Origin of the sequence: Streptomyces sp. TLI_146 (assembly GCF_002846415.1) — a bacterium.
Classification (GTDB): domain Bacteria; phylum Actinomycetota; class Actinomycetes; order Streptomycetales; family Streptomycetaceae; genus Streptomyces.
Genome location: NZ_PJMX01000001.1, coordinates 1,969,161 through 1,993,691, shown reverse-complemented (window position 1 = coordinate 1,993,691; position 24,531 = coordinate 1,969,161). Strand labels below are relative to the sequence as shown.

Sequence of the window (24,531 nt, the reverse complement as noted above, 5' to 3'; positions counted from 1 at the left end):
CGGGGCTCGCGCGCAGTCTCAGAGACCGGCGACGAGGCCGGAGGCCAGGCCGGTGACCGCGCCGGTGTTCACACCGGTGGTCGACTCGACCAGACCCGTGACCGAGCCCACGATGCCCGAGACCGGGAGCAGCGAGTCGGCGGTGCCGGTCACGTTGCCGAGCGCGGTGCCGACGAGGCCGCCGGACACGTTGTCGAGGTCGGCGTCGGAGATCTCGCGGGTCTCGACCTGGGGGGTGATGTTCATGGGGAACTGCCCTTCGTGTTGGGGGGAATGGTGTGGGGGAATCCCTGCGGAGAGTGCCCGTCAGGGGGGCTCCGCATGGGCCAGGATCAAAGCACGCCGACGCGGCGCCCAGCCAATCCCACCAGGCCTGATCAGGCCTTCTTCCGGTCCTGGACTACCGCCCCGTGCAGGTCCGTTGAGGAAGTGGTGGCAGCTTCTTCACGAGCTTCACCTCATGGATTCCGTTCGCCCGGGCGCCCTTTCTCCCAAGTGGGACACTCCGGCCCTTAAGCCGCCGGCCCGCCGGGGGCGGCTCCGTCCCCGGCGGGCCCGGCGTGACCGGTTCGGGCATGCCGTGTGCAGGTTTGTGGAAGGTGAGGTTCCGCAGTGGAGTAACAAAATCAGCGCCCTTGCAGCGCCTTCACGTTGTCGCCGAACGTCCAGCTCCTGGAGCCGTCCCAGTTGATCGACCAGGTCATCAGGCCCTTCAGCGCGCCGCCGTAGCGGTTCCACGCCTGCGCCACCAGGCTCGGCGACATATAGCCGCCCCCGGCCCCCGGCTGCGCGGGCAGCCCCGGGACCTGCTTGTCGTAGGGGACCTTGATGGTGGTGCCCTGGACGACCAGGCCCTTGTTGAGGCAGTCGGTCTGGGCGGTGAAGCCCTGGACGGTCCCGGCCGAGTACGAGTCGCCGGAGCAGCCGTACATGCTGCCGTTGTAGTACTGCATGTTCAGCCACCACAGCCGGCCGTTGTCCGCGTATTTCTTCACGATGGGCAGATATGCGCCCCAGATCGACCCGTATGCGACGCTGCCGCCCGTCACGTACGCCGTTTCCGGAGCCATCGTGAGTCCGAAGTTCGAGGGCATTTGGGCGAGAACGCCGTCGATGATGCGGACCAGGTTCGTCTGGGAAGTGGAGAGCTGGCCGATATTTCCGCTGCCGACCAGACCGGTTTCGAGATCGATGTCGATTCCGTCGAAGTTGTACTTCTTGAGGATGGGCACGATCGTCGCGACGAACCGGTCGGCGACCGCACTGGAGCTCAGGTCGATCCCGGCCGCCGCCCCGCCGATGGACAGCAGGATCGTCTGCCCGGCCGCCTTGGCCGCGCACATCTCCGCCGGGGTGGCGACCTTCACGGTCGCGTCCATCCCGTCCTCCCACAGCGCGGTGCCGTCGGAGCGGATCACGGGGAAGGCCGCGTTGACGACGTTGTAACCGTGCGTGGCGATACGGGAGTCGGTGATCGGGGTCCAGCCGAACGGCGGGTGGACGCCGTTGGAGGAGCCGTCCCAGTTCTCCCAGTAGCCCTGGAGCACCTTGCCCGCGGGCTTCGACTTGACCGCGCAGGTGTCGCCCTGGGGCGCCGCGGGCGAGGCCGCGGCGGGCAACTGCGCGGCGAGGGCCAGCGCGAGGCCGGCTCCCGCGAGACGTAACTTCCGACCGAGCATGGGGGTACCTCCTGGGCTGTGGGGAACCTGGAGACGTACGGGTCCGGTTGCGGTACGGGGTTCGGTTGCGCCACACCGTAAAGTGGTCCAGACCTTCCGTCAATAGGTCTGGACCAAGCCGGGGGCGGCGTTCCCGTGGTCCCCTTGGCGCAGCCGAAGTGGCGGGCCCGGCGGCCGCCGCGTACCGATGGCACGGTGACCCGTCCTCCCGGCCCCTGGTGGGCCGAACTCCCCCCGGCGGCCGGCGCCGCCGTCATGGCGACCGGCATCGTCTCCGTCGGCCTCCACCTCGTCGGCCACGAGACCTTCTCGCGCGCCGCGCTGGCGCTGGCGGGCGCGGTGTGGCTGGTGCTCGCCGCCAACTTCTCGGCCCGTTTCCTGCGCGACCGCCCGCGCTGGCACGCGGAGGCCGACACACCGCCCGCGCTCACCGCCGTCGCGGCCACGGCCGTGCTCGGCACCCGGCTCTCCCTGCTCGGCTGGCAGACGGCCGCCGCCGCGCTGCTCGCTCTGGCCGCGGCGCTCTGGCCCGGGCTGCTCTACTCGGTCGTACGCCACTGGAAGCGGCGGATGCCCGGCGGGGCGTTCCTGGTGTGCGTCGCCACCCAGGGCCTCGCGGTCCTCGCGGCCGCGCTGGCCGCGGCGGGCGAGGGCGAGTGGCTCGCATGGGCGGCCCTCGTCATCTTCTGCCTCGGGGTGCTGCTCTACGGGGAGGCACTGGTCCGGTTCGACTTCCGCCAGGTGTGGACGGGGGCGGGCGACCAGTGGATCGCGGGCGGGGCGCTGGCGATCTCGGCGCTGGCGGGCTCCAAGCTGACCGCGTCCCCGCTGTGGACCGGGCACGCCCACCAGGCCCTGCGCACGGCCACCCTGGTCCTGCTCGGCCTCGATCTCGCCTGGTACGCCATCCTGCTGACGGCCGAGGTGGTCAGACCCCGGCCGCACTACGACGTACGGCGCTGGGCGACCGTCTTCCCGCTGGGCATGGCGGCCGTGGCCACGCTCTCCACCGGCGCCGCCGCGCACGTCAAGGGGCTGCACACGCTGGGCGTGGTGCTGCTGTGGGTCGCGGTGGCGGCCTGGGTCCTGACGCTGGCCGGCTTCCTGGTGACCCGGGCGGGCGGGGGAGCGGGGCGGCGCCCCGGGGACCCCGCCGCTACCCGGTCGCCGTGACGGCGGTGAGGAGCACCGCCGAGTCCTCCAGGGCCAGCAGGCCGTGGCGCTCTTTGGGGATCTCGCAGAGCTCGCCCGCGCGCAGCTCCTTGTTGCCGCTGTTCGACGTCAGCCGCACATGGCCGCGCAGCACCTGGAGGGTGGCCGAGAGCGGCGCGTTGTGCTCGTCGAGCTCGGAGTCCGAGGTCAGCGCGATCACGCTCTGGCGCAGCGCGCCGTCGTGCACGATGAGATGGGCGCTGCGGCCGTGCGAGGCGAGGCGTGCCTTGGCCAGGTGCTCCTCCGCGAGCGCTGCGAGGTCCTGCATGGATCTCCCCTTGCTGAGCCGGACGGCCGTGCTCCGATGCCGTACGGGCGGCTTCCGCACGGCACCGTCCCCACGGGCGTCTTCCGTACGGGCGTCGCTCCCAAGACTTCCGGCTCCCGGGCGGGACGCAACTCGGGGGCCGGAAGCGGTCGGGGCCGCGAGCCGTCAGGCGGCCAGCCGCTTCAGGAGCTCGGCGGCCAGCGGGGCGGCGGACGCCGGGTTCTGCCCGGTCACCAGATTGCGGTCGGTGACCACGTGCGGGGCCCACGGCTCGCCCTCCTGGAAGTCGGCGCCGAACTCCACCAGACGGTCCTGGAGCAGCCACTTCGCCTTGTCCGCGAGGCCCGCCTGGGTCTCCTCGGCGTTGGTGAAGCCGGTCAGGCGGTAGCCCGCGAACGCGTTGGAGCCGTCCTCGCCGGTCGCGGCGAGCAGCGCGGCCGGGGCGTGGCAGACCACACCGAGCGGCTTGCCCGAGGCGAGCGCGGCGGTCAGCAGCCTGCCGGAGTCGGCGTCGACCGCCAGGTCCTCCATCGGGCCGTGGCCGCCGGGGTAGAACACCGCGTCGTACGCGTCGAGGTCGACCTCCTCCAGCTTCACCGGGCGCCGGAGCTCGTCCATCGAGGCCAGCGTCTTCGCCACGCGGTCGGCGTTCTCCTGGCCGCCGTTGACCTCGGCGGCCAGGCTGCCCTTGTCGACGGGCGGGACGACCCCGCCGGGCGTGGCGACCACGATCTCGTGGCCCGCGCCGGTGAACGCCTCGTACGGGGCCACGGCCTCCTCCGCCCAGAAGCCGGTGGGGTGCAGGGTGCCGTCGGCGAGCGTCCACTGGTCGGCGCCGGTCATCACGAAAAGGATCTTTGCCATGTCAGATGTCTCCGAGGGGAGTCGGGCCGGCCCGGGATGCCGGGCGGCCCGGGGAAGGTGCGGGCTGCGGCGCCGAAGGTCCGGTGGGCCGTCGCGCCGATGTCCTCGAACGTAGACCCGTCTTCGTTGGGCGGCCAATGGAGAACCGCATGGCAGCCATGGGAAATCCGATGGGTCAGCGGGAATGCGCGCCCGTGCCGGTCTCCTGCGGTGCTCCGGCGGCCCGCCCCACCGCCTCCACCAGCGGCAGCAGCCGGTGCGGCACCCGCTCGCGCAGAGCCACCTCGGTGCGGGTGCGCACCACGCCCGGGAGCTGGATCAGACGCTGGATGACGTCTTCGAGATGCCCGGCGTCCCGGGCAACCACACGGGTCAGCAGATCGCCGCCACCGGTGATCGAGAACGCCTCGACGATCTCCGGTACGGCCGCGAGGGCGTCGCCCACCTCGTCGAGATGGCCCTGGGTGACCTCGACGTGGACGAAGGCGAGGACCGGGTGGCCGAGGGCGGCGGGGGAGAGGAACGGGCCCGTCCCGGTGATCACCCCGTCCCGCTCCAGGCGGTCCAGCCGCGCCTGGAGCGTGCCGCGCGCGATGCCGAGCAGCCGTGCGTACTCCCGCACGCTGGTGCGCGGCCGCTCGATGAGGAGCCGCAGGATCCGGGTGTCGAGCGCGTCCACCGCCATGGTCCGTTGGTCCCTTCCTGGTCCTGTCTTACGCGATTCAACTGTACCAATGGCCCAGTCGGAACGAGAGCAGTTGAGCCAGTGTCACTGCGGGTGCTTTCCTCTGTACGTAGCAAGTAGATGGCGCTGCGCAGCGCCGGGGCGGCGACGACGCCGGTCCCGGACCGCGGCGCCTTTGCCATGTCCGAGGCCGCTGCGCAGCCGTTCGCGCCCGCGCACCGGCAAGCCGAAGAGGGTGTCTGCTCCAGCGAAGGGGGGCGCGGCGACCGCCGTGAAGAGGATGTTTGTGGCTCCGGATCCGGGGCTGTTGCGACTGAGGGTCTCCGTACGGGCCGTCCTGGGCATCGGCCTGGCGGTCACCGCCGCCGAGCTCTGCGGGATGTCCCTGCCCGCCTCCATCACCGCGGGCCTCGCCGCGCTCCTCGCGCTCTTCACCGTCGGCGACGCCACCGTCCGGGGCCAGGCGCTCACCACCGCGCTCCTGCCGGCCGTGGGCTTCCCCGTGCTCGCCCTGGCCACGGCGCTGCACGGCACCCCGCTGCTGCGCGACTCGGCCTGGCTGGCCGTGGTCTTCGCGGGGGTCTACGCCCGCCGCTGGGGCCCGCGCGGCCACGCGCTCGGCATCTTCGGCTTCATGATGTTTTTTACGACCCAGTTCCTGCACGCGCTCCCGGCGCAGCTGCCCGAGCTGTACGGGGCGATCGCGCTGGCGATCGCCGCCTCGGCGCTGGTCCGCTTCGGGCTGTGGTGCATCGAGCGGCGCACCCCGCCGCCCGCCGCCCCGGCCCCGCTCAGCGGCCGCGGCCTTGCCCGGCCCACCACCCGCCAGGCCTTCCAGGCCACCGTGGCCTGCGCCCTCGCGGTCGCGGCGGGCCAGTTCCTCTCCCACGAGCGCTGGTACTGGGCCGTCGGCACGGCCTGGTGGATCTTCGTGAACACGGCGTCGCGGGGCGAGACCCTGGTCCGCGGCTTCCGCCGGGTGCTCGGCACGGTCGCGGGCATCGCCGCCGGTCTGCTCATCGCCCTGCCGCTGCACGGCGCCCCCGCGCCGACGGCGGCGCTGGTCGCGGTCTGCGTCTTCGGGATCTTCTATACGGCGGCGCCTTCGTACAGCTGGATGATGTTCTTCGTAGTGTCAACCGGACGGGCTGCGGGGGTGGCGGGCCTGGGGCGTGTTTTCGCAGATCAGGCACGGTTTTCTTGGCGTCGCTTGATGTGCGGGTGTGGGCATCTTCGGCAGTCTGTGGGTGGACGGATGCTGACCCTTTGCTGACTTTCCTGACTGTCTATCAGTTTCGTGGGTTGATCGTTCCGGGTGTCAGGGAGGTGTCGTGCTGAAGCGGGTGTTCGTCGCGCCTGATCCGGGGCGGCTGCGGTTGCGCAGTGCCGCGCGGGGTGTCCTGGGTGTTGCTCTGGCGGTGACGGTGTCGGATCTGGCGACGCATTCGCTGCCGGCGGCGATCGCGGGTGGGCTTGCCGCGCTTCTCGCTCTGTTCACGGTGGCTGATCCGTCGGTGCGGGGACAGGCGCTCACGACAGCTTTGTTGCCGGTGGCGGGTTTCCCGGTGCTGGCTCTCGCGGCGGTACTGCACGATTTCCCGTGGGTGCGGGACGTGGCCTTCGTCGCGGTCCTCGGCGCGGGGATGTATGCCCGCCGGTGGGGGCCGCGCGGCCACGCTCTGGGGACATTCGCGTTCATGATGTTTTTCGCGGCGCAGTTCCTGCACGCGGTGCCGGGCCAATTGCTGGAGCTTTATGGGGCGGTGGCGCTTGCCCTGCTGGCGTCGTCGACGGTGCGCTTTGGCCTGTGGTGTTACGAGAGGCGGCTGTCACCGGCCGCTGTTTCGGCGATGGCGCCCGGCGGTTCGGGTTTTGCCCGGGTGACCACGCGCCAGGCGGTCCAGGGAATGGCGGGCGGCGCCTTCGCTCTGCTGGTCGGGCAGTTGGTGTCGCACGAGCGCTGGTACTGGGCTGTGGGTGCGGTGTGGTGGATTTTCGTGAACACCACCTCGCGCGGCGAAACCCTGGTCCGGGGCTTCCGGAGGGTCTTGGGGACCGTGATCGGCATCGCTCTTGGCCTGGTGATTGCTGTTCCGCTGGATGGAGCGGGTGCTCCGACCGCGGCGCTTGTCGCGGTCTGCGTGTTCGGCATCTTCTATACGGCCGCGGTGTCGTATACGTGGATGATGCTGGCGGTGACCGTGATGGCCGGGCTGCTGTACGGCCTGCTGGGAGTGCTGAATCCGGGACTGCTGGCTCTGCGGGTGATGGAGACGGGGGTGGGCGCGCTCGGCGCGGCACTCGCTGTGCTCCTGGTGCTGCCGGTGACCACGCACGCCACCACCGACGCGTGGATCCAACGCGCCCTGCACTGCGTCCACGCGTGCACGTCTGAGGCCGCGGCCCGCCTGGCCGGCTCGCCGACTGCGGATCCGGCCCGGTATGTCGCTGAACTGGAACTGCTGCTGGGGCGGGTGAGGCTCTCGGTGGCCCCGCTGGTGCACCCCTTCACCCCACTGCGAGCCCGTAAAGCGCGGGCCCGTCAGGTGATCGAGCTGCTGAACCAGTGCGCTCAGGAAGTGCGGGGCCTGGCGTCCGTCGCGGCGGACCCGGATGCGTCCCACGACGCCAGGCTCGCTGCCGCGTGCTGGCGAGTGGAGGCGGCGGTGCAGGCACTGACCAGGCCCGAAGCAGCACGAAGCGAGATCGACGCACCCGCTGTCGCCCCGCACCCTTCGGGCGGCGAGCTGGCTCTGGCTCATCTGCATGGCCTGGAACAGGCACTGAAAGCACTCGCAGTCCCGTTGCAAGGCCCCGTCGCTCCCGCCTGACGGCAGCCTGGCTCCACGAGGGACACCAGGTTCGTGCGTCGTGACGGTTCCCACTACGCGGTGAAGTGACTCGCTTTGCTCCCTTTGCCTTGGGGGCGCGGTGTTGACCTCGGTACTACCTGGCACAGGTGGGCGGAAGCGTCTTCTGGCGTCCACGTGGTCCAGGATGAGGCCGTTTGCGCTGGTCGGGGCCTTGTAGTCCAGGTGCGTCGACGGTGTTGGTGAGACGCTTGTGAGACTTGGTGATAGTGGAGGTCCCCGCCGGGCAGCGGCGGGGGCCTCTGCGTTTGGGGGACGGACCTGAGAGTCCGCCGGGCTGACCGGCGTCGAGGGCACGCGCCGCAGCAGGCGTCTGCTGTGTGCGCGGGCGCACGGTTTCGCGCCGGTACAGAGCGCGCGTTGCGTCGGGCGGGGTGTGCTTCGCGGGGGTTCACTGGTGCGCAGGTAGCGGTGTGCCGACGTTGGGCGGCTGGGGAGAATGACAGCGATGCTGTCGCTATCCGGGCTCTGGCTCCTGAAATTTCTGACCGAGGTGTCCTAACGATCCTGCGTCGATCACCGGTCCAGGGCGGCATGCGCGGGGCCTGTCTCGGGGGAGTGTGTCTAGAGCACTGACTTGCATGAGGAATGTGCACTGTCTCACTGATGACCGCTCCTCCGGGCCAGTGGCGACGCCGACGTGAACCTATCGAAGGCGGTGGATGAACGATCGTCGCGAACCCTGTTCCCCTCAATTTCCCTGAGGGTGCTGAGGAGGTGATTCTCGGTGTCGACACGCACCGGGATACGCATGAGGCGGCTGTGGTTTCAGTGGTGGGGAAGACGCTTGCTGTGCAGGGCTTTCCGGCTACCGCGCTCGGATATGGCCACCTCGTTGAGTGGGCGGCCCAGTTGGGTGTTGTGCGGCGTGCCGGGGTGGAGGGATCGGGTAATTACGGGGCGGCGCTGTCCCGGTATCTGCTGTCGCGGGGGATCGACGTATTGGAGGCCCCTGGGCCGGGCCGTTCGGCTCGTCGCCGGCGGAGTAAATCTGATCAGGCCGACGCACAGGCCGCTGCCCGTGCTGTGCTCAGTGGTCGTGCGCGCTCGCGTGTGAAGGCGGGGGATGGCCCGGTGGAGATTGCCCGGATGTACAACGTGGTCCGGGATTCCGCTGTCAAGGCCCGTACCCAGGCTGTCAATCAGCTCAAGGCGGTCTTGGTCACGGCCGAGCCGGCCCTGCGGGAGGAGCTGGCGGCATTGAAGCGTCGAGCGCTGATTCGGGCGTGTGCCAACTTTCGTGAAGATGACAGGGGTGACGACCCTGTGGTGCGGGCCACGAAGTTCACGTTGCGCGCACTGGCTGAGCGGATCGAGCAGCTCACCGTGCAGGCCCGGGAGCTGGAGCAGCGTCTGGCTGAGGTGGTTGAGTCGCACTACCCGGCGTTGTTCGCGGCGGCGGGGGCCGGGCCGCGGAGCGCCGCTGTCTTGTTGATCACGATGGGCGACAACGCGGGCCGCGTGCGCAGCGAAGCGTCGTTCGCCGCGTTGTGTGGGGCAAGCCCGGTTGAGTATTCCTCGGGGAGTAGATGTCATCGGCGGCTCAACCGGGGTGGTGACCGGCAGGCCAATGCCGCGCTGTACCGGATCGTGCTGACCCGGCTGCGCTGGGACCCGCGTACCCAGGCGTACTACGAGCGGCGGATGGCGGAAGGGAAGACCCGGCGCGAGATCATCCGCTGCCTGAAGCGGTATGTGGCCCGGGAGGTCTACCGCCTTGTTGAGGGGCAGCGTCGAGGGCCGGCTTGCTCGTGAACGGGGCCGGTCAGGGGGAGTTCTGCGCGGGGCGCGTGGTGGGCCGTCGTCGACTGCGATGCCGAGCTCGCAGATGGAGGGTGATCGTTGTGACCAGCCCGCCCCGGAGGATGCTGGAGGCTGTCTTCTCGCCTCTGCAGAGACGATCTTCGACCAGCGTCAAGCGTTGGTCGGGACGACAGGATTTGAACCTGCGACCCCTTGACCCCCAGTCAAGTGCGCTACCAAGCTGCGCCACGTCCCGATGCCCGTCTGACCTGGGGATTCCACCGGCCATTCGTGCATGGGAACCATATCAGGGGGACTGTGCACGCTTGGGCCCGTCAAAAGCGGGTGCCGGAGGAATCCGGCCCGTGCGACCGGGTGCCTGGGCATCAAGGGGATCCTTCCGCCGCGTCGACGGCCCATCGTGCCCCTTGTGCAGCAGGGCTCCAGGTAGCTCTGCTGCGCATTTCGCTGAGGTGTGCGGGGAGACCGTGTCGGAGCCTGGAGCTGCGAGCTGCGTTGGCAGGTTCGCTGGTGCTCGCTCAGAACAGTGCCAGGCCCTCGCCGTTGGGGTCCGCGATGACGGGCCGGGGCCGGTCGGGGAGGCTGTCCAGGCGGTCGGGGCCGGCCGCGGCGGCCACGGCAGGGGCCGTCGGGGCCAGCCAGGTGCGGAACTGCTCGGCGGCCTCGCGGTAGGGGACTTGGGCCAGGACGCGGTGCTCGCCGGAGGGGCAGAAGTCGACGGAGACCGTGAGGAGACAGGAGTGGGGCGCGTGGTGACTGCCCCTCCAGGACACGCGCAGCGTGCCGCAGGGCTTGCGTCCGCGGGGTGCGGGGTGGGTGGGGCGCAGGGAGCGGCAGGCCACATGGGCGGTCCAGGCGGCGAGGTGCGGCAACGGGAGGGTGGTGCGGGCGCGGCAGCCGGGGCAGCGGTGCCAGTGGCGGAGCCAGTCCTCGGTGTCGGTGTGGAAGAGACGGGTGTAGCGGCCGGCCACGCGGATGTCGTTGCTGTACAGATGGTCGGGGCGCTCCTGGGTGTTGCAGGACTGGCAGACCGGGCCGCGGACGTAGCCGTGTTCATGGCAATGGTCGAGGACGGCGGCGGGTGCGGTGTTGCAGACGGCGCACGCCCATCCGGTCACCCTGCGGGAGGTGCCGGGCTTCTTGCTGAGCACCGAGTACAGCTGGCCTTCCAGTTCATTGTTGTACCGGCGCAGCGTGGCGGCGGAACCCTCGGGACCGATTGGTTGCCGGTTGTCCGCGTCCGGGGCTTGTCGGGGGTGGGGAAGCGGGTCAGTGACGCTTGTGTGTGTCTGGCGCCTGTGCGTGGCGTGCCCCCACTGTGTTTCGGCGTGTTCGGCTGCATCCAGCAGCCGGACCACGGTGCGCGGCAGCCACCACGTCCGCTGCGCCCCGTCGCGGAGCTGCTCCACGAGTACCTGTCGCCAGTCGATTCCCCCCAGATGGTACGACCGGCCCTCTTCATACTGTGCTGTGCGCTCGGGGCTGCCCGGCTGATGCAGTTCCCGCGCGATGCGCCGGCGCCAGCGCAGCGTCGTTTCCTCGGCGGCCTCCTGCCTTGGCTCCCTGCGGAAGGGACCGATGCGGACCAGGTCCTGCCGGTCCATCGCCACCGCGTTCAACTCCGCGGCCGCCCGGCGCACCTCACCTTCCGAAACACGCCACGAACCGCTGCTCGCCCTCACCGTCGTCACCGCACGGGCACCGAGCAGGACGTAGCCCGCCCGGGAACGGGAAGAAGAGCGGGTCAATGCCCCAGAAGCCGTCGGCACTGCGCTGTCAGCCGTCAGATCAGCCCACAACGCGTCCGCGACGCCCAGGCTGATCAGACCGCCAGCGCGACCGGTCACGACACGCTCCGACATGGCAACAGGCTAACGGCCCGCAACGCGGCGACGGATCTCCGGGCAGGCAGTACACCAGTTTCAAGCTGGCCGAGCACCTGGATACGGCCGGTATCGCGGCCTCGACCGGCTCCATCGGGGACTGCGTGGACAACGCGATGATTGAGTCCTTCTGGGCCCACGTCCAGGTCGAACTACTCAACCGCCGGCGATGGAGGGCTCGACTCGAGCTGTCCACCGCGCTCTTCGAGTACCTCGAGATCTTCCACAACCGACAGCGCAGACACTCGGCCCTGGGCATGCTCAGCCCAGTGGAGTACGAACTCCGCACACCACCGGTAGCGTGAAACCAAGTAACTCAGCTCCACGAAACCCGGGGCACTCCGAGGTCTCTACCGAACCCGGGGCGGTTCAGTGTGCTTCGGCGGCGAGTCCACTGGCGCGTAGGTGACCGAGTGCGAGTGGGTGGTGCCAGGCTGCGCGGAACGCGGTGGTCCCCTCCGGCAGGCCAGAATGAGTCAATGATTCCGGGACTGGTACCTGCATATTTTCGCCGTACTAATATCGTTGCTCGTCGAGCCCACGGGTCCACTGGCGCGGGGGCTGGCGTGCCTTCCGGCGGTGAAGTGCCTTTCGCGCTCACATGTACAAAAAGGAGATTAGCGTGACGGTGTCGAACGCGAGTGGGTTAGTTGAGGAGTGGGAGTGGTTTGAGACCTGGCTTAGAGATAATGCCCCGGTCACCTACGGCATTCTGCGCCCTCCAGCAGATGTGGAGACTATCCGGCAGATCGCCGACGGGCGTTTCGCCGTCCATCCGGAGTTTGAGCAGTGGCTTCTGCTCCACGACGGATTCAGTAGGCTTGACGCGGGGGGAGCGCCGGAGGCGTTCTTGCCTCAGTATTACGCACCGTACAGCGCTCAACGCGCCGCCCTTGCCTATTCGTACATGCTTCGCAATGTGGAGTCGAGTATCGAGGACGGCTCAGCCTCTTACGCTCTCGGTCAGACACTGCATGATGAGTGGGTGCCCTTTGCGCGCACAGTGTCGGGCGATGAGTTGGTGGTTGACCACAGGAAGGGCGATTCCTATGGAGCAGTGCTGCAGTACAGTGACGGGGATGGAATCTACCAGATGGCCTGGCCCTCGCTTGGCTCGATGGTTGCCAGTATGAACGCAGCTCTGCGCGGTGAGGGTGATGCTGGCGGATATATTCCTCGGCTGCACTCGGATTCTTTGAGTCTCGAATGGTATCACCCGAGATTTCCCTAGGTTGAACGTGTTGGGGCCCCCACGCCGGCGTGGGGGCCCCAACACGTTTTCGCTATTGCTGGATTACTTCACTGTGCACACCGAGTCGACGCTGCATCCTTCATATCGAGGTGCCTCGAAGTAGTAGGCATCGTCGTCCTGGAGCCTCATGTCACTGACGAAGGTCGCGAGTCCCGGCGTCCTGCCCGCATCCATGTTCTGGATCGCTGGGATTCCAGCGCGTCCGCAGATCTGCGGCCACGTGGAACCTGTCGGGGGATCGTATCGATCGTCATTGTAGAGATGCCACCTGTTGTTCTCCTGCTTGGCATAGAGCTGGACACAGGGTTTCCCATTGGCCAGCTTTTGTCCGCCGCTTTCCTTCGTGCTTGCGAAGGGGAACTCGTCGCACTGGACTTCGTCGTTCTCGTCTCCGGTCGCATCCGGATGGCGGCTCCATGGCTCAAGCAAAGCCTTGGTTCCACGATCGCAGACCTTCGCGCGGTTGCTGGTCGCTACCGCAGAGTCGCCCTCTCTGTGCAGAGGAGACTTGCGTGCCTTACTGCCGGGGTGAGTCGCCATTTTCTCACGCATCATCCAGTAGTAGGCGGCAGCGGCAGGGTACCTCTGATCATTCATCTTCCATGTAGGCTGGTATGCCTTGTTCACGCATCCAACCGAGTTCGCAGGAAACTTGGAGTCGCAACGGATTGCCCCGAGATAGAGGGTGTTCCATCCCGCGTAGGGCTCAACCGCTACAGCGCCGTCCATAGAGAATGCAATCTTCGTGAAGAGATCGAATTCCTGCATGGTGCTGGGTGCACCGTTGGTCCATTCGATGCTCCCGAAGGCGGATGCTTCGTGTGAATCCTTTACGTTGCCGTTGTTGACCCAAGTGGCCCCCTCTCGCCACTGCAGCGACGGCGGTACGGTCGCCTGGCACTCCGTGATGCTGCAGGAGGGTTTGAACTCGCCTGCGGTAATGTTCGTGGCGCTCGGCGACCAGTTGACGGGTTTGATGGTGACCTGTGTATTAAAACCGCGCGACCAAGCAGGCTTGGAGTACTTGTCAGGGATCCTGATTTCCTGCAACGCGTCGAACGTGACCCATCCCACCACCTTGCCCTCCTTATCAGCCAGCGTGGCGGTGAAATTCGCCTTCATACAGGAGTCGTAGCGGGTCCGGGTCATCGTCGTGGTCATGGTGGCGCATCGAGGTACCAGCGATGTCGCGGCCAAGCCGGCTCGATGCCCCTTGGTGGGAGCGGCGCGGAAGGGTATGCCTTCCCGCGGAGTTCCCATGGTGATGCAGGTGCGAAGTCCACGGCCGTCAAGAGGACCGCAGGACTGCTCGCCAGCAGCTCGGAGGGATGCTGTGGGAGGGGAGAAGTTTTCCGGTTCCTGCTGCATGTTGTCAGGATCCGGGGCGTTCGGGTTCGGGTTGGGGATGTTGATGCTCGGCAAGGGGTTGTAGTCGCTTGCCGCGAAGGCCACCGCATCGAACGCGATGTCCGCATCCCCCGTGCCGTCGGGAGCAAGGGTCGAAAGGCTCACCGCTGCTTTGCCGTTGAAGCGGAAGTACCCCAGGGAGACCCACCGGTTCGAGCTGCCGAGTTGATCAATGGTCCGGCTTCGCGTTCCGTAGCCCGTGTCGACTTCGTACGTGGCCTTGTGAGTCTGCGCCCCGTGGTCCGGAAGATGGACCAGGACCTGGGCCTGTCCCGTCATCGGAGTGTTGAGCTTCCACGTGCCCGTGATCTTCAGGCGCTGTCCCTTGGCATCGTCCTGACGGGTGTGGCCGTAGTAGAAGTGGCCGCCGAAGCCGGCGCCGAGCTGGTGGAGGTCGGCCTTGGAGGGGTAGACCGCTTCGGTGCCGTTGTTTCCGAAGGCGAAGGAGAAGCTGCCCGAGTTCGTCCACGAGTTCGTGCACCCAGGGCGCATCACTGGGGTGCCGGTGGGGACGTCGTCGACGATGAGGGCGTTGGAAGGCAGGCCGCTGGTGGTGCAGTTGGGCGGGTAGGCGGTGCCGTCGGCTTCCTCGGGGTAGGTGTTGTTGAACCGCATGAACTCATAGCCGCAGGTGGTGGTGCAGTCGGTCTTCCAGGTTGCGGGTTTGCTCCACCAGCATTTGAAGTCGGCGCGCCCGCAGGGCCCGCTGGTGGCTGAGTCGTTGGTGGCGCTGTCGGAGATCCGGCTCGGGTCGCAGGTGTTCGAGGTGTCGCAGAACAAGTCCTCGGGGGCTTTGACGTGGGCCCGGTTGTACTTGGCGCTGCCCTTGGTGGTGACGCCGTCGTTGGTGCCGTTCCAAGAAGCGGCGCGGAAGGCGGGCACCATCTTGCCGGGCGATTCGAGGAAGGCCGGCGGGTGGGCGGCGAAGCCGAGGACCTTCTCCTGGTAGGGCCAGTTCTGCGGGCGGGCGGCGGCGCTGGCGTCGTCGTCGCCGTTGGCGTTCTCCATGAACGGCAGGCGCCCGGCGTCCCATTCGGGGTTGGCGGGGTTGTTGGCCCAGCCCAGGCCCCAGGGGGAGCCGTCGCTGGTCTTGGGGTGGAAGCCGGAGTTGTAGGCCCACAGCGCGAAGTACCAGTTCTCCGGGCGCGCCGAGGTGCCGTGGTTGGCGATGAGGCCGGCGGCGCGGGTCTCGTTCCACTTGGAGATCAGCGTCTGCAGCCCGGCGGCGATGTTGGCGGTGTAGTCCAGGGCCGCGGCACGCTGCTTCTGGTAGTCCCAGGCCGTACCGCCGTGGCCGTCCTCGCGGCCTGCCATGCGCATGTGGTCGGTGATCTGGGTGATGCCGTAGCCGCAGTCGGCGTTGGCGAAGTTGACGTCCCAGTCGTTGCCGGAGTCGCCATCGTAGAGGTTGATGCCGTAGTAGTTACCGATCAAAGGGTTGGCGGTGACGCCGGGCACGGCCTCGCGGCCCGCCTGCCACATGTTGGATTCCTGAGTGGCCACCCCGAGCATGACCTGCGCGATCGCCCGGTCCCCGCCCTCGACGACCGGGTTCAGGAAGAGGTTCTGCGGGGCGTACTCGGGCATGCCGAGGTTCTTCCAATTAGCCGGCCGCTTCACCAGCATGTTCAAGTTGCCGGTGACCGCCTGGTCCACGGCCCACTCCACCTGGCGTGGCTTGGGCTGCATCGCCTGGTTGCGGGGATCGTTGCGCGGTACAGAGCAGGTCCGCTCAGCCTCGACCGGATCGGTCGGCGAGCCAGCTGCCGCGACGCCCTTCGCCCTGGTGGTGGCGGGGCGGTGGGTGTGGCTGGTCAGGGCCGGGGATGCTTCGCGCCCCTGAGCGGGGTGGGAGGTGGTGTGGCTGGCCGGGTCGACGGTGAACGCGGCCTGCTGGCCGGTTGCGGCCATGGTGAGGGCGAGTTTCACCGGGCGGGCCCGGGCGGCCTCGCCGGGAGGTATGAGTGTTCCCTTGCCGTCACCCCACTCGGGCGGATTGAGGAAGCCGTCGCCCTTGGTGGTGACAAGGGCGTCTTTGCGGACGCCGGTGAGTTGTCGAACGTTGGAGGGCAGTGCAGTCTTCGGGGCGAGGCTGGCGTTGCCGGTCATGTATACGGTGCCGGCGCTGCGCGCCAGGCTCATCTCGGCCGCCGGGCCCGTAGCCAGCACGGTCGGCTGAGTGCGGCGGGCGTCAGGGTGGGTCACGGCCGCTGTGGTGATCCGTTTGACCGTGCTTGTGGAGCCCTTCTTGTCCAGGAACACGACGCCGCCGTCACCATCTGGCGTCAGCCGGTAAGGCACGCTGGCAGTGTGGGCCAGCAGGGTGTGGCGGCCCCGGGCGTCGACCTGGATGACCTCGGCACCGGACGCAGCAACGATTCTGCTGCCGGTGGCTGGGATGGCAGAAGTGACCTGTCCCTTGGTCTCAATCGGTGCGGACAGCTTGCCGGTAGCGGCATCCACCCGGATCAGCCGGGTGCCGGGCTTGTCGTCGCCGCCGGACTGGGTCAGCACGGCGCTCTCACCGGCCCCGCAACCGGGGTTGTAGTACGACAGTGACGCCAGCAGATCCAGCTTGCTGACCTGACCCGTCTCCAGATCGACGATCGCGGTGAAGCCTCCGCGGGCCATCAGCTGCGGCTTGTTGGTGAACGTACGCGGCGCGTACACCACCACCGCCCGCTTCCCAGAAGCGGTGACACACGTATTGCCGATCCAGGCATCCGCGTCAAAGCCGGGCTCGGACAACGTGGCCGCCGTCTTCCAGGCGTAACCGTCCTTCTGATCGGCGGTCAGGACGTGGAAGCCGTCGGCATCTCCGCTGGTGGTCCATGCCCGGTCCCCAGACCGCTTCCAGTCCTTGCCCAGCAGCTGCGCGCGCTGGGACGGCGGGACCGCCGCCGGGTCGGCTGTCGGCCCGGGCTGCTCAGACGCTGCCGGATTGGCGGCGGCAGCCACCGATATCTGGGTCAGACTGGCGAGCACAGCCGTGGCGGCTAACACCGCTAAGCAGGCTCGGCTTCTTCCTTTACGTTTCAACACCGTCTCCCCATTAGTGTTTCATGGCATAGGAGTGCGGGTTGCCTTGCGCCCTTGAAGGCGGGGCGAAGGCAACCCGGTACTGCTTCAGTCCCGCGAGTTAACCGAAGCTGCGATCTTGAGTGCAGAATCCTTGTCCTGCTTGATCTGGTAAAGTTCCGCGCTGTGCTCTTGGATGAGACGCTTCTGGATTTCCACGTCAACGGAATTCCAGGTCTTGATGAGATCGACTTTGTTCTTGCAGGCGACGTCAGCCTTGGCGGTTTCAATCTCTGCCGCTGTTGCGTTCTTCGCGGAGAATTTCGGGTCGTCGTTCGCCTTCATCGGATCTGTGTAAGAGTAGCCCTTGCTCTTCATGCAGGACGACCAGTCGGCGAAGGCGCCCTTGACTCTGCGGTCTTCCAGCGAGGATTTGAAGCTCTGGCCGCTTAGATTAATTACGAGATCAGCGATCACCGGCTTGCCCCCGGTGACCTTCTGGAGAGACTGATAAATGCAGCCACCATACGGCACGGTCGCACCGCTTTTGAGCCTCGGTGCAGCCAATCCACTCTGAGGGGCGTCGCTGCGCTCCTTCTTGGTGCCGGTCAGCGCCAGCCACTCATCCGGACTGCGATCCGGAGGGGCAGGGTGATCGACAAAGGCGTTTGTCCTGTTCACTACGAATTCCGGTTTATAGCCGTTATTGGCGGCTTGTGTCGAATCATAGGTGCCGTAGCGGAGGTCGTCCAGATCCTCCATGGCATCTGCGCCATCACGCCCGGGTCCGAGAGACTGCACCGGTGCGGGCTGGAAACCCGTGAATCCCAACCCTTCCATGCATTGGCGCGTGAGATCGGCCTTGGCCTCCTCGATGCGTGTGTACTCGGCGCCTGTCGGACGGTAGGCGGTGAGAGGCAGCTGGAAGGCGGCGGAGACTTTCCCTGGGGCCGCGCTTTTTGGAACATTGGTGGCCCTGTTGGCTGCCGATGTCCCAGGAGCCCCGTGTCCCGGCTCCTGGGCGGGCTTCACCCGCGAAGCTCCGTCGGATTCCGAACCCGAACAGCCTGCCAGCAGTGCCGACAGAACCGCGACTGAAAGCACCCCTAAGGGCGCCCTGAAAGCGCAGGGTTTGTTCATAATTCCGTCTTTCTGTTTGCAGTGATCGGTCTCGGCGAGTTGCTGTTGCTGTTGAAGGAGCAATGGATCTTAATGCCCTCCGCCATCTTGATGCCTGGGGAACCAGTTCGTTGAAGCATTGTTATTCTTGGTCGTCTCCATGATGAGTCGACTTTGTGCTGGAACGTACTCCCATGGGCCTTTCCATCCGCTGTTGTAGTGGATGCAGTAGGCTCCGCTTTCATCTCGATTATCCGCAGAGGCTGCAGCGTTCTTAACTGGCTTTCCAGCACCATTTCCTGTGCCTGGGGCAAATACGAAATCTATCTCCCACCATGCAACTGTGGTGAGGGGCGCCAGCGCACCCTGCCACCCCGAGTTGTAGTAGAAGCAGGCTCGGCCGGGATAGCAGCGCTCCGTCGGCACCGGCTTGATGATGCCGGCGTTCGCAGTAGGGGCCAGACCGAAGGTCAGCCCGGCTGCGCAAGCAGTCGCAGCCAATAATCTGAGCACCCTCATCAAATCTCCTCCGTTCGATGGGCAGACGTGGGGCCATGCTCCAGCTCGTGCGGGATCCCGGATCACACACTCCGGGTGCAGCTGGTCTCGTCACGGACCGGGCGCACGGATTCTTTGTGTTGACCATGTTCCGAAGCTGTTAGGTCCGAATAAGGAGCCTAAGCGCTCAGGGTCTTGAAGCGGGCTGAGAGCGGCTCGAGATGATCTGCGAATGACGCCTATGAGACAGGAGTGATCAAGCCATGCGCTTCGCTGCCTGCTCTTTCTGCCTGCGGAAACGCCGATTGGTTCCAGCTGGCATGAGGGAGAATGAGCCATTCTGATCATCCCGGCGGGTCTCATTCCGTGCGCTGACAGACGGAGAGTTTTGCTCGATCCGGCCAATCCCCATACCGGTTTCAGTCGAATTCCGGAGGGCAGATATTCGGCCGCGCCGAGGGCGTCGCCAGCTGGCATCGCCTAACCGAGACATCTGACGGGCGTATTTCGCATCACGGGTTCCGGAGCGCCGTGGGCCCTTGGCTTCGCTGCGGTGCCGAGACGGCCGTCGCACGAGGCGCGGGCGCCTGGGCGCGAGTGATGCGAGGGGAAGGCTGCGGCCGAGGGTGGGAAACGGAGCAGTCGAGGTTGTCTGTCAGCCTGGAGGCTAGCTTCTGCAGGATGATGCGTCAGGCGTGGGTATTGCTGTACTCCGGCTCGCCACTGTCGAGGACGCGGAGCAAGGAGGCGGTTACAACTCGTGTGCAACGGCCGATGCGCAGCACACGGCAAGGGAACTCCCCTCGGCGGACTAGGTCGTAGCCCTTCGCCCTGGAGAACCCGAAGGCCCGGGAGGCGTCCTCGACGCTGCCGGTTCCGCCCCAGGTGGCGCGGATGTGCGAGGGACTGTACTGGGCGGCCGGGTCCGGCATCACGTTGTTCTGGCTGTGCATGTGTGGCTCTTTGGTTCCTTTCAAGGTGGCCCCGGTCGCGGAAATATCCCTGGACTTTGTGACGTTCCCCTCTGACACCGTGAGCACGGAGGGGGAGTGGTGGGCCTGAAGCTGTTCAACACGGCGGGCGGCGTGAGTGAGGTCATGCCGCGTCTGGCTGAGGTCGAGGCGGATGTGCAGGACCTCGTCGAGGCGCACATGGAAACGATGCTGGGGGTCAGGTTTCTGGCGAGCGAGTTCGTCATCGACTGTGTCGACGGCGGGCGGATCGACTCGCTGGGCCTCGATGAGAACGGCGCTCCGGTGATCGTCGAGTACAAGCGGGGCACCGACGCAGGTGTGATCAACCAGGGCCTTTATTACATGGCCTGGCTGACGAGCCACAAGGATGCCTTCCGGAGTCTGGTCCGTGACCGGCTCGGGGCCACGGCGGCGTCCCAGGTCCTGTGGAGCGCACCGCGGCTGATCTGCGTGGCCGGCGACTTCACCCGCTACGACACGCACGCCGTACGCGAGCACCGGCGCTCGATCGACCTGGTCCGCTACCGGTACTTCGGCAGCGAACACCTCGGCTTGGAGACCGTTGCCTCCGTCACGGGGCGCTCGACTCCGGCCAAGCGGGTACGCCGCCGCGCGACCGGTGCGCCGCCGGTCCGGCCGCAGGACGGTGCGATGGCCGAGCTGGCCGACGCGGTCGACGAGGTCCTGGTCGGGCTCGGCGACGGCGTCACCCGGGTACAGCGCAAGCAGTACCGCGCCTACCGACGGCTGAGGAACTTCGCCAGCGTCTGCCCGCCGCAGCAGACCAAGATCCTCGTCTACCTCAAGGCCGACCCGAAGGAGGTCGACCTCGTCCCCGGCTTCACCCGGGACGTGACGGGACTCGGCCACCACGGCACGGGGGACCTGGAGCTGCAACTGCGTACAGAGCGGGACCTGGAGCGCGCTGGAGACCTTCTCCGCCTCAGCTACGCCGCGGCATAGAACTCTCTCGCAACGGCATCGGTCCGAACGGTGTGTGGAGTTGTGGGCTGTCGTCGTGGTGCTGCCTTCCGACGTGACGGGCAGGGAATGGCGGTGGACCGCTAATGGTCCGGAGGATCCCCGGTTTTGCTAACCGGGGATCGTCTGCTATGCATCGCCCTGCCGCTGATGCTGTGGCTGCTGGGCAGCAGGAGTGGCCCTGCCGCCAGTAGGGCCCGATGGGCCGTCCGCACCGCAGAATTGCTTGATCATCAGCGAGCCGAGCCTGCCCGACGGATCGCCGTGACGTTGACTGTTGGGCGGAGCCATTTATTCGCCGCTTGGGTGTGGAGACGTGACTGAGCGGCCTAGGCCGTGTTTTAGGTTCCGGATCCGCTGGGTCTGGTGAGCCGTGATGATCGCGGTGTGGGGCGTGGGGATCTCTCGGATGAGCACTGGTCGGTGTTGGAGTCGGTGCTGCCCGCAGCAGGTGTGCGTCGCAGGTCAAGGAGCTGGCGGCGGTTGATCGATGGAGTTCGGTGGCGGGTCCGGACCGGTGCTCCGTGGCGAGACGTTCCGCCCGAGTACGGGCCTTGGCAAACGGTGTACGGGTTGTTCCGCCGGTGGCAGCGTCAGGGGGTGTGGGCGCGGATGCTGACGTTGTTGCAGGCGCGGGCGGATGCGGCGGGGCTGATCGTCTGGGAGGTGAGCGTCGACTCGACGGTCTGCCGAGCTCATCAGCACGCGGCCGGTGCACGCGGGGACGGGGCCGGGCAGAAGGAGCCGCCGGGCGGCGTGGTCCGCGAGCCGGACGATCACGGGCTGGGCCGCTCCCGGGGCGGCTTCGGCACGAAGATCCACCTCGCCTGCGAGCAGGGCCAGAAGCCGCTGTCGTTGTTGGTGACGGCGGGTCAGCGGGGGGACAGTCCGCTGTTCGTGCCGGTGCTGGAGGCGATCCGGGTGCCGCGACTGGGTGCGGGTCGGCCGCGGCGGACTCCGGTGCGGGTGCGCGCCGACAAGGCGTATTCGTCGGTGGCCAACCGCGCCTACCTGCGCAGGCGCGGAATCCGGTGCACGATTGCCGAGCCGGCCGACCAGGTCCGCAACCGTCGGCGGCGGGGCCGCTCGGGTGGCCGGCCGCCGGCCTTCGACCAGGACGACTACCGGGCCCGGCACGCGGTGGAGTGCGGGATCGGCCGTCTCAAGCAGCACCGGGCGGTCGCCACGCGGTTCGAGAAGCTGGCCTGCCGGTTCGAGGCGACCGTGCACGTGGCGGCGATACAGCAGTGGCTCTGAGGGCAGCCAAGCGCAAGAGCACCATCACCGCCAAAGGAAGTGCTCACCGGGCTTGACGCCTTCTCCACCTCCCTGAACCCGACCCCCACGAACGAAGCGTGGGTCTACACCCTGTTCCCCAGCCGAAGCTGACGGACAACGGCCTCACCCCAGGGGCTGGTACGGGGCGGCCGTCCCTGTCTCCCATGCGGGCCCGGGTGCCTCTCTTCCTCGTGGCACGGGGAAGAGAGGCACCCGGGCCCGCCGGAGCTGCCTCGGTCACAGAGCGGGTCAACCCTGGGAACGGACAGGCGAGCGAGAGTCCGTCAGGACCGCGCCTTGGCAACCAGGAAGTCCAGCACCTGGAACGTCCGCTCGATGCTCGCAGCCTCCGTTGTCGCCGTCGCCGTGGATGCGGCCTGAGAGGGGCTCGTCGTGTACTGGCCCTGCACCACGAGCGTGGGTACTCCTGCGAGCCGGTAGTCGTTCTGTTCCTTCGTGGCCGTCGTGGCCTTCCGGGTGACGGCGAAGGAGTTGTAGTTGGCGCTGAACTCCTTCTCGTCGAGACCCTGCTTGACCGCCCAGGCCAGGACGTTCTGATCGCTGTCGAGGCGCGCCCGAGCGGGGCCGTGGATCGCGTCGAACACACTCTGGTGCAGGGCGTCGACCTTACCCAGCGCCTCCAGGGTGTAGTAGAGCTTCTGCTGGGCTACGTAAGCGGCCTGAGTGCCAAAGGCAACCGGCACGCGGCGGACAAGGACGTCGGCCGACAGCCCGGTCTGCCACTTCTGAAGGGACGGCTCCAGGGCGGCACTGAACTTGTCGAAGTAACCGAAGAACTCGATGACCTCAACCTTTGTACTGTCCTGAACGGGCTGCGGAGCGGCCAGCACGCTGTAGTCAGTTCCTGCTTGGGGGTCAGCCATGGAAGTAGCTCCTCACGTGTATGGATACCGGCTTGCAAGATCCAAGCCGTAACACGCACAGCTTGTCCACTGGTAGTGACGAACCGTCATGCCCTGCGGTATAGGCAGGCTTTACGAGCCCGGCCGGCTCCGGGTCGGCACTGGGCGGTGCGGTGCTGGAACCTAAAACACGGCCTAGGCGCTCAGCGAGGCGGCTATGTCCGGAGTGGGGCATGACCAAGAGGGAGGTGCAACCCGGATGCCCTGTCCGGAGGCATCGGCCCCCTGGTGGTGCCAGTAGGTGTGGCCCTCGCTGCGTTCTGACGCACCGGCGGATGCAGCGGCCGTCCGCGGTGATGCCGCTCGTGACCGAGCGCATGTGGCCGATCAGCTGTCGCGCCGGGAATAAGCAGGAGGTCCCGAAGTCGGCCAGGACGGCGAGGTCCACCCAGAACATCGTCGGCTGCGCCGGGCAGGGCTCATCGCCTGCGTCCGGGAAGTTTCGGTGCTGCCACCCGAGCGGGGGCGTGTGTGTTGCGGAGTGCCGGGCCGCCAGTTGCTGGGGGTACGGGGCGGTTTCCTTGGCCCTCGGTCATTTCGAAGGTGATGTTCTGCACCAGGGCGGGGGGTGCGTGGGCGGAAAGATGGAGTGCCCAGGTGGGCTGGTGGGCGGTGTGGCCGCCCCAGATGGTCCATGTGGGAAGCGTGTTGTTGGGCTGCTGGGGGGCGAAGGCGTCGAACTGTACGCCGCCTCTCTCGGGGCCGGGGGACTCCCAGACGATGTAACTCCCGTCGATGGAGTGCTTCCAGCCCGCATCGGTGAGCGGACGGGTCGCCTCGGCGATAGCGGCCTCAGTGGCACGGGGGGACAGGCGCAGCACTCCCACGTTCTCGGTGGCGACCGTGTCCAGCAGTGCGTTGATGATCGCGACCGGTGTGGAGGCGGTGGCCGTTGCGTGCCACAGGCGGTCGCCCACCGGTTTCTCGTAGGCGGCGACGGTCCAGTTGATGTTGCGCGGCCCGGTCTCGTGCTCGAACTCCACGCGCAGGGTGAGGGATTCGTGGTTGGCGATAGTGGTCTCGTCGTACGGGCGGTACTTCTCCCAGGCGGGTTGGGAGTCGAGGAAGTCCTTGAGGAGGGCTTCGTGGTCGCCGGGATCGGCGGCGTACACCGGTACCAACTCTGGCTTCGCTGCCTGCGGTTCCGTGGGTGCGTCAGGGGTGCTGGCCGACGCTGATGTGGACACGGCGGCGAGGGCCCGGGTGGCCTGTTGTTCGGTGTCGGTGGGCGGCGGCGGGCCGGGGCGGACGGCGTTGCCGTACAGGCGCTCGAAGTCGGCGATGGCTTCGCTGGGGGTGTCGTAGGTGCCGCTGACGACCCGCAGGTGGTCCTCGCCGTGGAGGTGGACGCTGTCGGCGTGCTGATAGGTGCCCACGGCGACGGTGGTGTGGCCGTCGTGAGCGTGCAGGTGGACAACGAGTAGGCCGGAGGCGATGTCGTCGTGGATCTTCTGGGCGTCGGCGGACACGAGCCGGATCTCCTCACGGTCCAGCCAGGTCATCGGGTGGTCCGCCCAGGTCCACTCGGTGTTGGTCTCCTCCCGCAGCTGCTCGGTGATCTCCACGCGGATGCCAGCGTCGCGCAGGAGGCTCGCGGTGATGTTGGCGTAGTAGGGCTCCTCGTGGTCGATACGGACGAGGAGCATCGTGGTCTCGGTGACCGGCCGGAAGCCTTCCGAGGCGAGGGTGGCACGGGCGGTGTGCAGTGTGGGGCCGGTGAGGGTGGCGACGACGGCGCTGGGGTGATGGGGGTGCAGGGCGAGATGAACGTGAGCGTGAGCGGCGGGTGCAGTGTCGGGCATAGAGGGCTCGTTTCGCCGGTCCGGGCCGACGCAAGAGGTTCGGCCCGGACCGGG

19 protein-coding genes, 1 tRNA gene and 1 pseudogene are annotated in these 24,531 nt (G+C 67.5%); 8 read left to right on the top strand and 13 right to left on the bottom strand.

The features are described 5' to 3' along the window. Nucleotides 1-18: 18 nt before the first annotated feature. Complete coding sequence (locus tag BX283_RS09165) at nucleotides 19-246, bottom strand: type A2 lantipeptide (RefSeq protein ID WP_101387136.1); 228 nt, start codon at nucleotides 244-246, stop codon at nucleotides 19-21. Between the two features lie 380 nt (nucleotides 247-626). Then, nucleotides 627-1,679: a chitinase gene (locus BX283_RS09160; protein ID WP_101387135.1), complete on the bottom strand. Its 1,053-nt coding sequence runs from the start codon at nucleotides 1,677-1,679 to the stop codon at nucleotides 627-629. 255 nt (nucleotides 1,680-1,934) lie between these two features. Here BX283_RS09160 and BX283_RS09155 point away from each other — a divergent pair, with 255 nt between their 5' ends. Further along, nucleotides 1,935-2,852, top strand: coding sequence for a tellurite resistance/C4-dicarboxylate transporter family protein (locus BX283_RS09155; RefSeq protein ID WP_101392239.1), 918 nt, complete (start codon nucleotides 1,935-1,937; stop codon nucleotides 2,850-2,852). On the opposite strand, the gene BX283_RS09150 is transcribed toward BX283_RS09155, so the two are convergent. The 3 genes from BX283_RS09150 to BX283_RS09140 all read right to left on the bottom strand — a co-directional run bounded on the left by BX283_RS09150 (nucleotide 2,836) and on the right by BX283_RS09140 (nucleotide 4,708). Continuing rightward, nucleotides 2,836-3,159, bottom strand: coding sequence for a cupin (locus BX283_RS09150; RefSeq protein ID WP_101387134.1), 324 nt, complete (start codon nucleotides 3,157-3,159; stop codon nucleotides 2,836-2,838). The two genes, BX283_RS09155 and BX283_RS09150, sit on opposite strands and share 17 nt — an antisense overlap. A gap of 165 nt (nucleotides 3,160-3,324) precedes the next feature. Next, nucleotides 3,325-4,023 (bottom strand): type 1 glutamine amidotransferase domain-containing protein, encoded by a 699-nt coding sequence (locus BX283_RS09145; RefSeq protein WP_101387133.1) that lies wholly within the window; start codon nucleotides 4,021-4,023, stop codon nucleotides 3,325-3,327. A 175-nt stretch (nucleotides 4,024-4,198) separates the two neighbouring features. Beyond that, on the bottom strand, nucleotides 4,199-4,708 hold the full coding sequence (locus BX283_RS09140; protein WP_101387132.1) for an Lrp/AsnC family transcriptional regulator: 510 nt from the start codon (nucleotides 4,706-4,708) through the stop codon (nucleotides 4,199-4,201). A gap of 280 nt (nucleotides 4,709-4,988) precedes the next feature. On the opposite strand from BX283_RS09140, the pseudogene BX283_RS09135 reads away from it, so the two are divergent. The 3 genes and pseudogenes from BX283_RS09135 to BX283_RS09125 all read left to right on the top strand — a co-directional run. Continuing rightward, nucleotides 4,989-5,876: pseudogene (locus BX283_RS09135) on the top strand (FUSC family protein); the annotation flags it as partial. Between the two features lie 163 nt (nucleotides 5,877-6,039). Further along, nucleotides 6,040-7,539: an FUSC family protein gene (locus BX283_RS09130; RefSeq protein WP_101387131.1), complete on the top strand. Its 1,500-nt coding sequence runs from the start codon at nucleotides 6,040-6,042 to the stop codon at nucleotides 7,537-7,539. Nucleotides 7,540-8,295: 756 nt separating this feature from the next. Next, a complete protein-coding gene (locus tag BX283_RS09125; protein WP_257582336.1) occupies nucleotides 8,296-9,333 on the top strand; it encodes an IS110 family transposase in 1,038 nt (345 codons plus the stop codon). A gap of 167 nt (nucleotides 9,334-9,500) precedes the next feature. Here the strand turns inward: BX283_RS09125 and BX283_RS09120 are convergent. Both BX283_RS09120 and BX283_RS09115 read right to left on the bottom strand, forming a co-directional pair. Then, nucleotides 9,501-9,577 (bottom strand) — tRNA-Pro (locus BX283_RS09120). A 283-nt stretch (nucleotides 9,578-9,860) separates the two neighbouring features. Continuing rightward, on the bottom strand, nucleotides 9,861-10,982 hold the full coding sequence (locus BX283_RS09115) for an endonuclease VII domain-containing protein (RefSeq protein WP_257582334.1): 1,122 nt from the start codon (nucleotides 10,980-10,982) through the stop codon (nucleotides 9,861-9,863). Nucleotides 10,983-11,269: 287 nt separating this feature from the next. Here BX283_RS09115 and BX283_RS42415 point away from each other — a divergent pair, with 287 nt between their 5' ends. Both BX283_RS42415 and BX283_RS09105 read left to right on the top strand, forming a co-directional pair. Then, a complete protein-coding gene (locus BX283_RS42415; RefSeq protein WP_101387128.1) occupies nucleotides 11,270-11,530 on the top strand; it encodes an IS3 family transposase in 261 nt (86 codons plus the stop codon). A 317-nt stretch (nucleotides 11,531-11,847) separates the two neighbouring features. After that, nucleotides 11,848-12,456, top strand: a complete 609-nt coding sequence (locus BX283_RS09105; protein WP_101387127.1) for a hypothetical protein — start codon at nucleotides 11,848-11,850, stop codon at nucleotides 12,454-12,456. A gap of 63 nt (nucleotides 12,457-12,519) precedes the next feature. Here the strand turns inward: BX283_RS09105 and BX283_RS09100 are convergent, their stop codons facing one another. From BX283_RS09100 to BX283_RS09090, 4 genes are all read right to left on the bottom strand, one after another. Further along, nucleotides 12,520-16,869 carry a hypothetical protein gene (locus BX283_RS09100; RefSeq protein WP_143676416.1) on the bottom strand — a complete coding sequence of 1,450 codons (4,350 nt, stop codon included), beginning with the start codon at nucleotides 16,867-16,869 and terminating at the stop codon, nucleotides 12,520-12,522. 141 nt (nucleotides 16,870-17,010) lie between these two features. Continuing rightward, on the bottom strand, nucleotides 17,011-17,934 hold the full coding sequence (locus BX283_RS40030; RefSeq protein WP_143676415.1) for a hypothetical protein: 924 nt from the start codon (nucleotides 17,932-17,934) through the stop codon (nucleotides 17,011-17,013). Nucleotides 17,935-18,111: 177 nt separating this feature from the next. Continuing rightward, on the bottom strand, nucleotides 18,112-18,540 hold the full coding sequence (locus tag BX283_RS40025) for a hypothetical protein (RefSeq protein ID WP_143676414.1): 429 nt from the start codon (nucleotides 18,538-18,540) through the stop codon (nucleotides 18,112-18,114). A 668-nt stretch (nucleotides 18,541-19,208) separates the two neighbouring features. After that, the gene (locus tag BX283_RS09090; protein WP_257582331.1) at nucleotides 19,209-19,472 is read right to left on the bottom strand and encodes an AlpA family transcriptional regulator; all 264 of its coding nucleotides are present in this window, start codon (nucleotides 19,470-19,472) and stop codon (nucleotides 19,209-19,211) included. Between the two features lie 96 nt (nucleotides 19,473-19,568). Here BX283_RS09090 and BX283_RS09085 point away from each other — a divergent pair, with 96 nt between their 5' ends. Further along, on the top strand, nucleotides 19,569-20,456 hold the full coding sequence (locus BX283_RS09085) for a DUF5655 domain-containing protein (RefSeq protein WP_101387124.1): 888 nt from the start codon (nucleotides 19,569-19,571) through the stop codon (nucleotides 20,454-20,456). A 405-nt stretch (nucleotides 20,457-20,861) separates the two neighbouring features. Further along, nucleotides 20,862-21,731, top strand: a complete 870-nt coding sequence (locus tag BX283_RS09080) for an IS5 family transposase (protein ID WP_101387123.1) — start codon at nucleotides 20,862-20,864, stop codon at nucleotides 21,729-21,731. A 305-nt stretch (nucleotides 21,732-22,036) separates the two neighbouring features. Here the strand turns inward: BX283_RS09080 and BX283_RS09075 are convergent, their stop codons facing one another. After that, nucleotides 22,037-22,636 (bottom strand): thiol:disulfide interchange protein DsbA/DsbL, encoded by a 600-nt coding sequence (locus BX283_RS09075; protein WP_101387122.1) that lies wholly within the window; start codon nucleotides 22,634-22,636, stop codon nucleotides 22,037-22,039. 458 nt (nucleotides 22,637-23,094) lie between these two features. Continuing rightward, nucleotides 23,095-24,477, bottom strand: a complete 1,383-nt coding sequence (locus tag BX283_RS09070; protein WP_101387121.1) for a DUF317 domain-containing protein — start codon at nucleotides 24,475-24,477, stop codon at nucleotides 23,095-23,097. Between the last annotated feature and the right edge of the window lie 54 nt (nucleotides 24,478-24,531).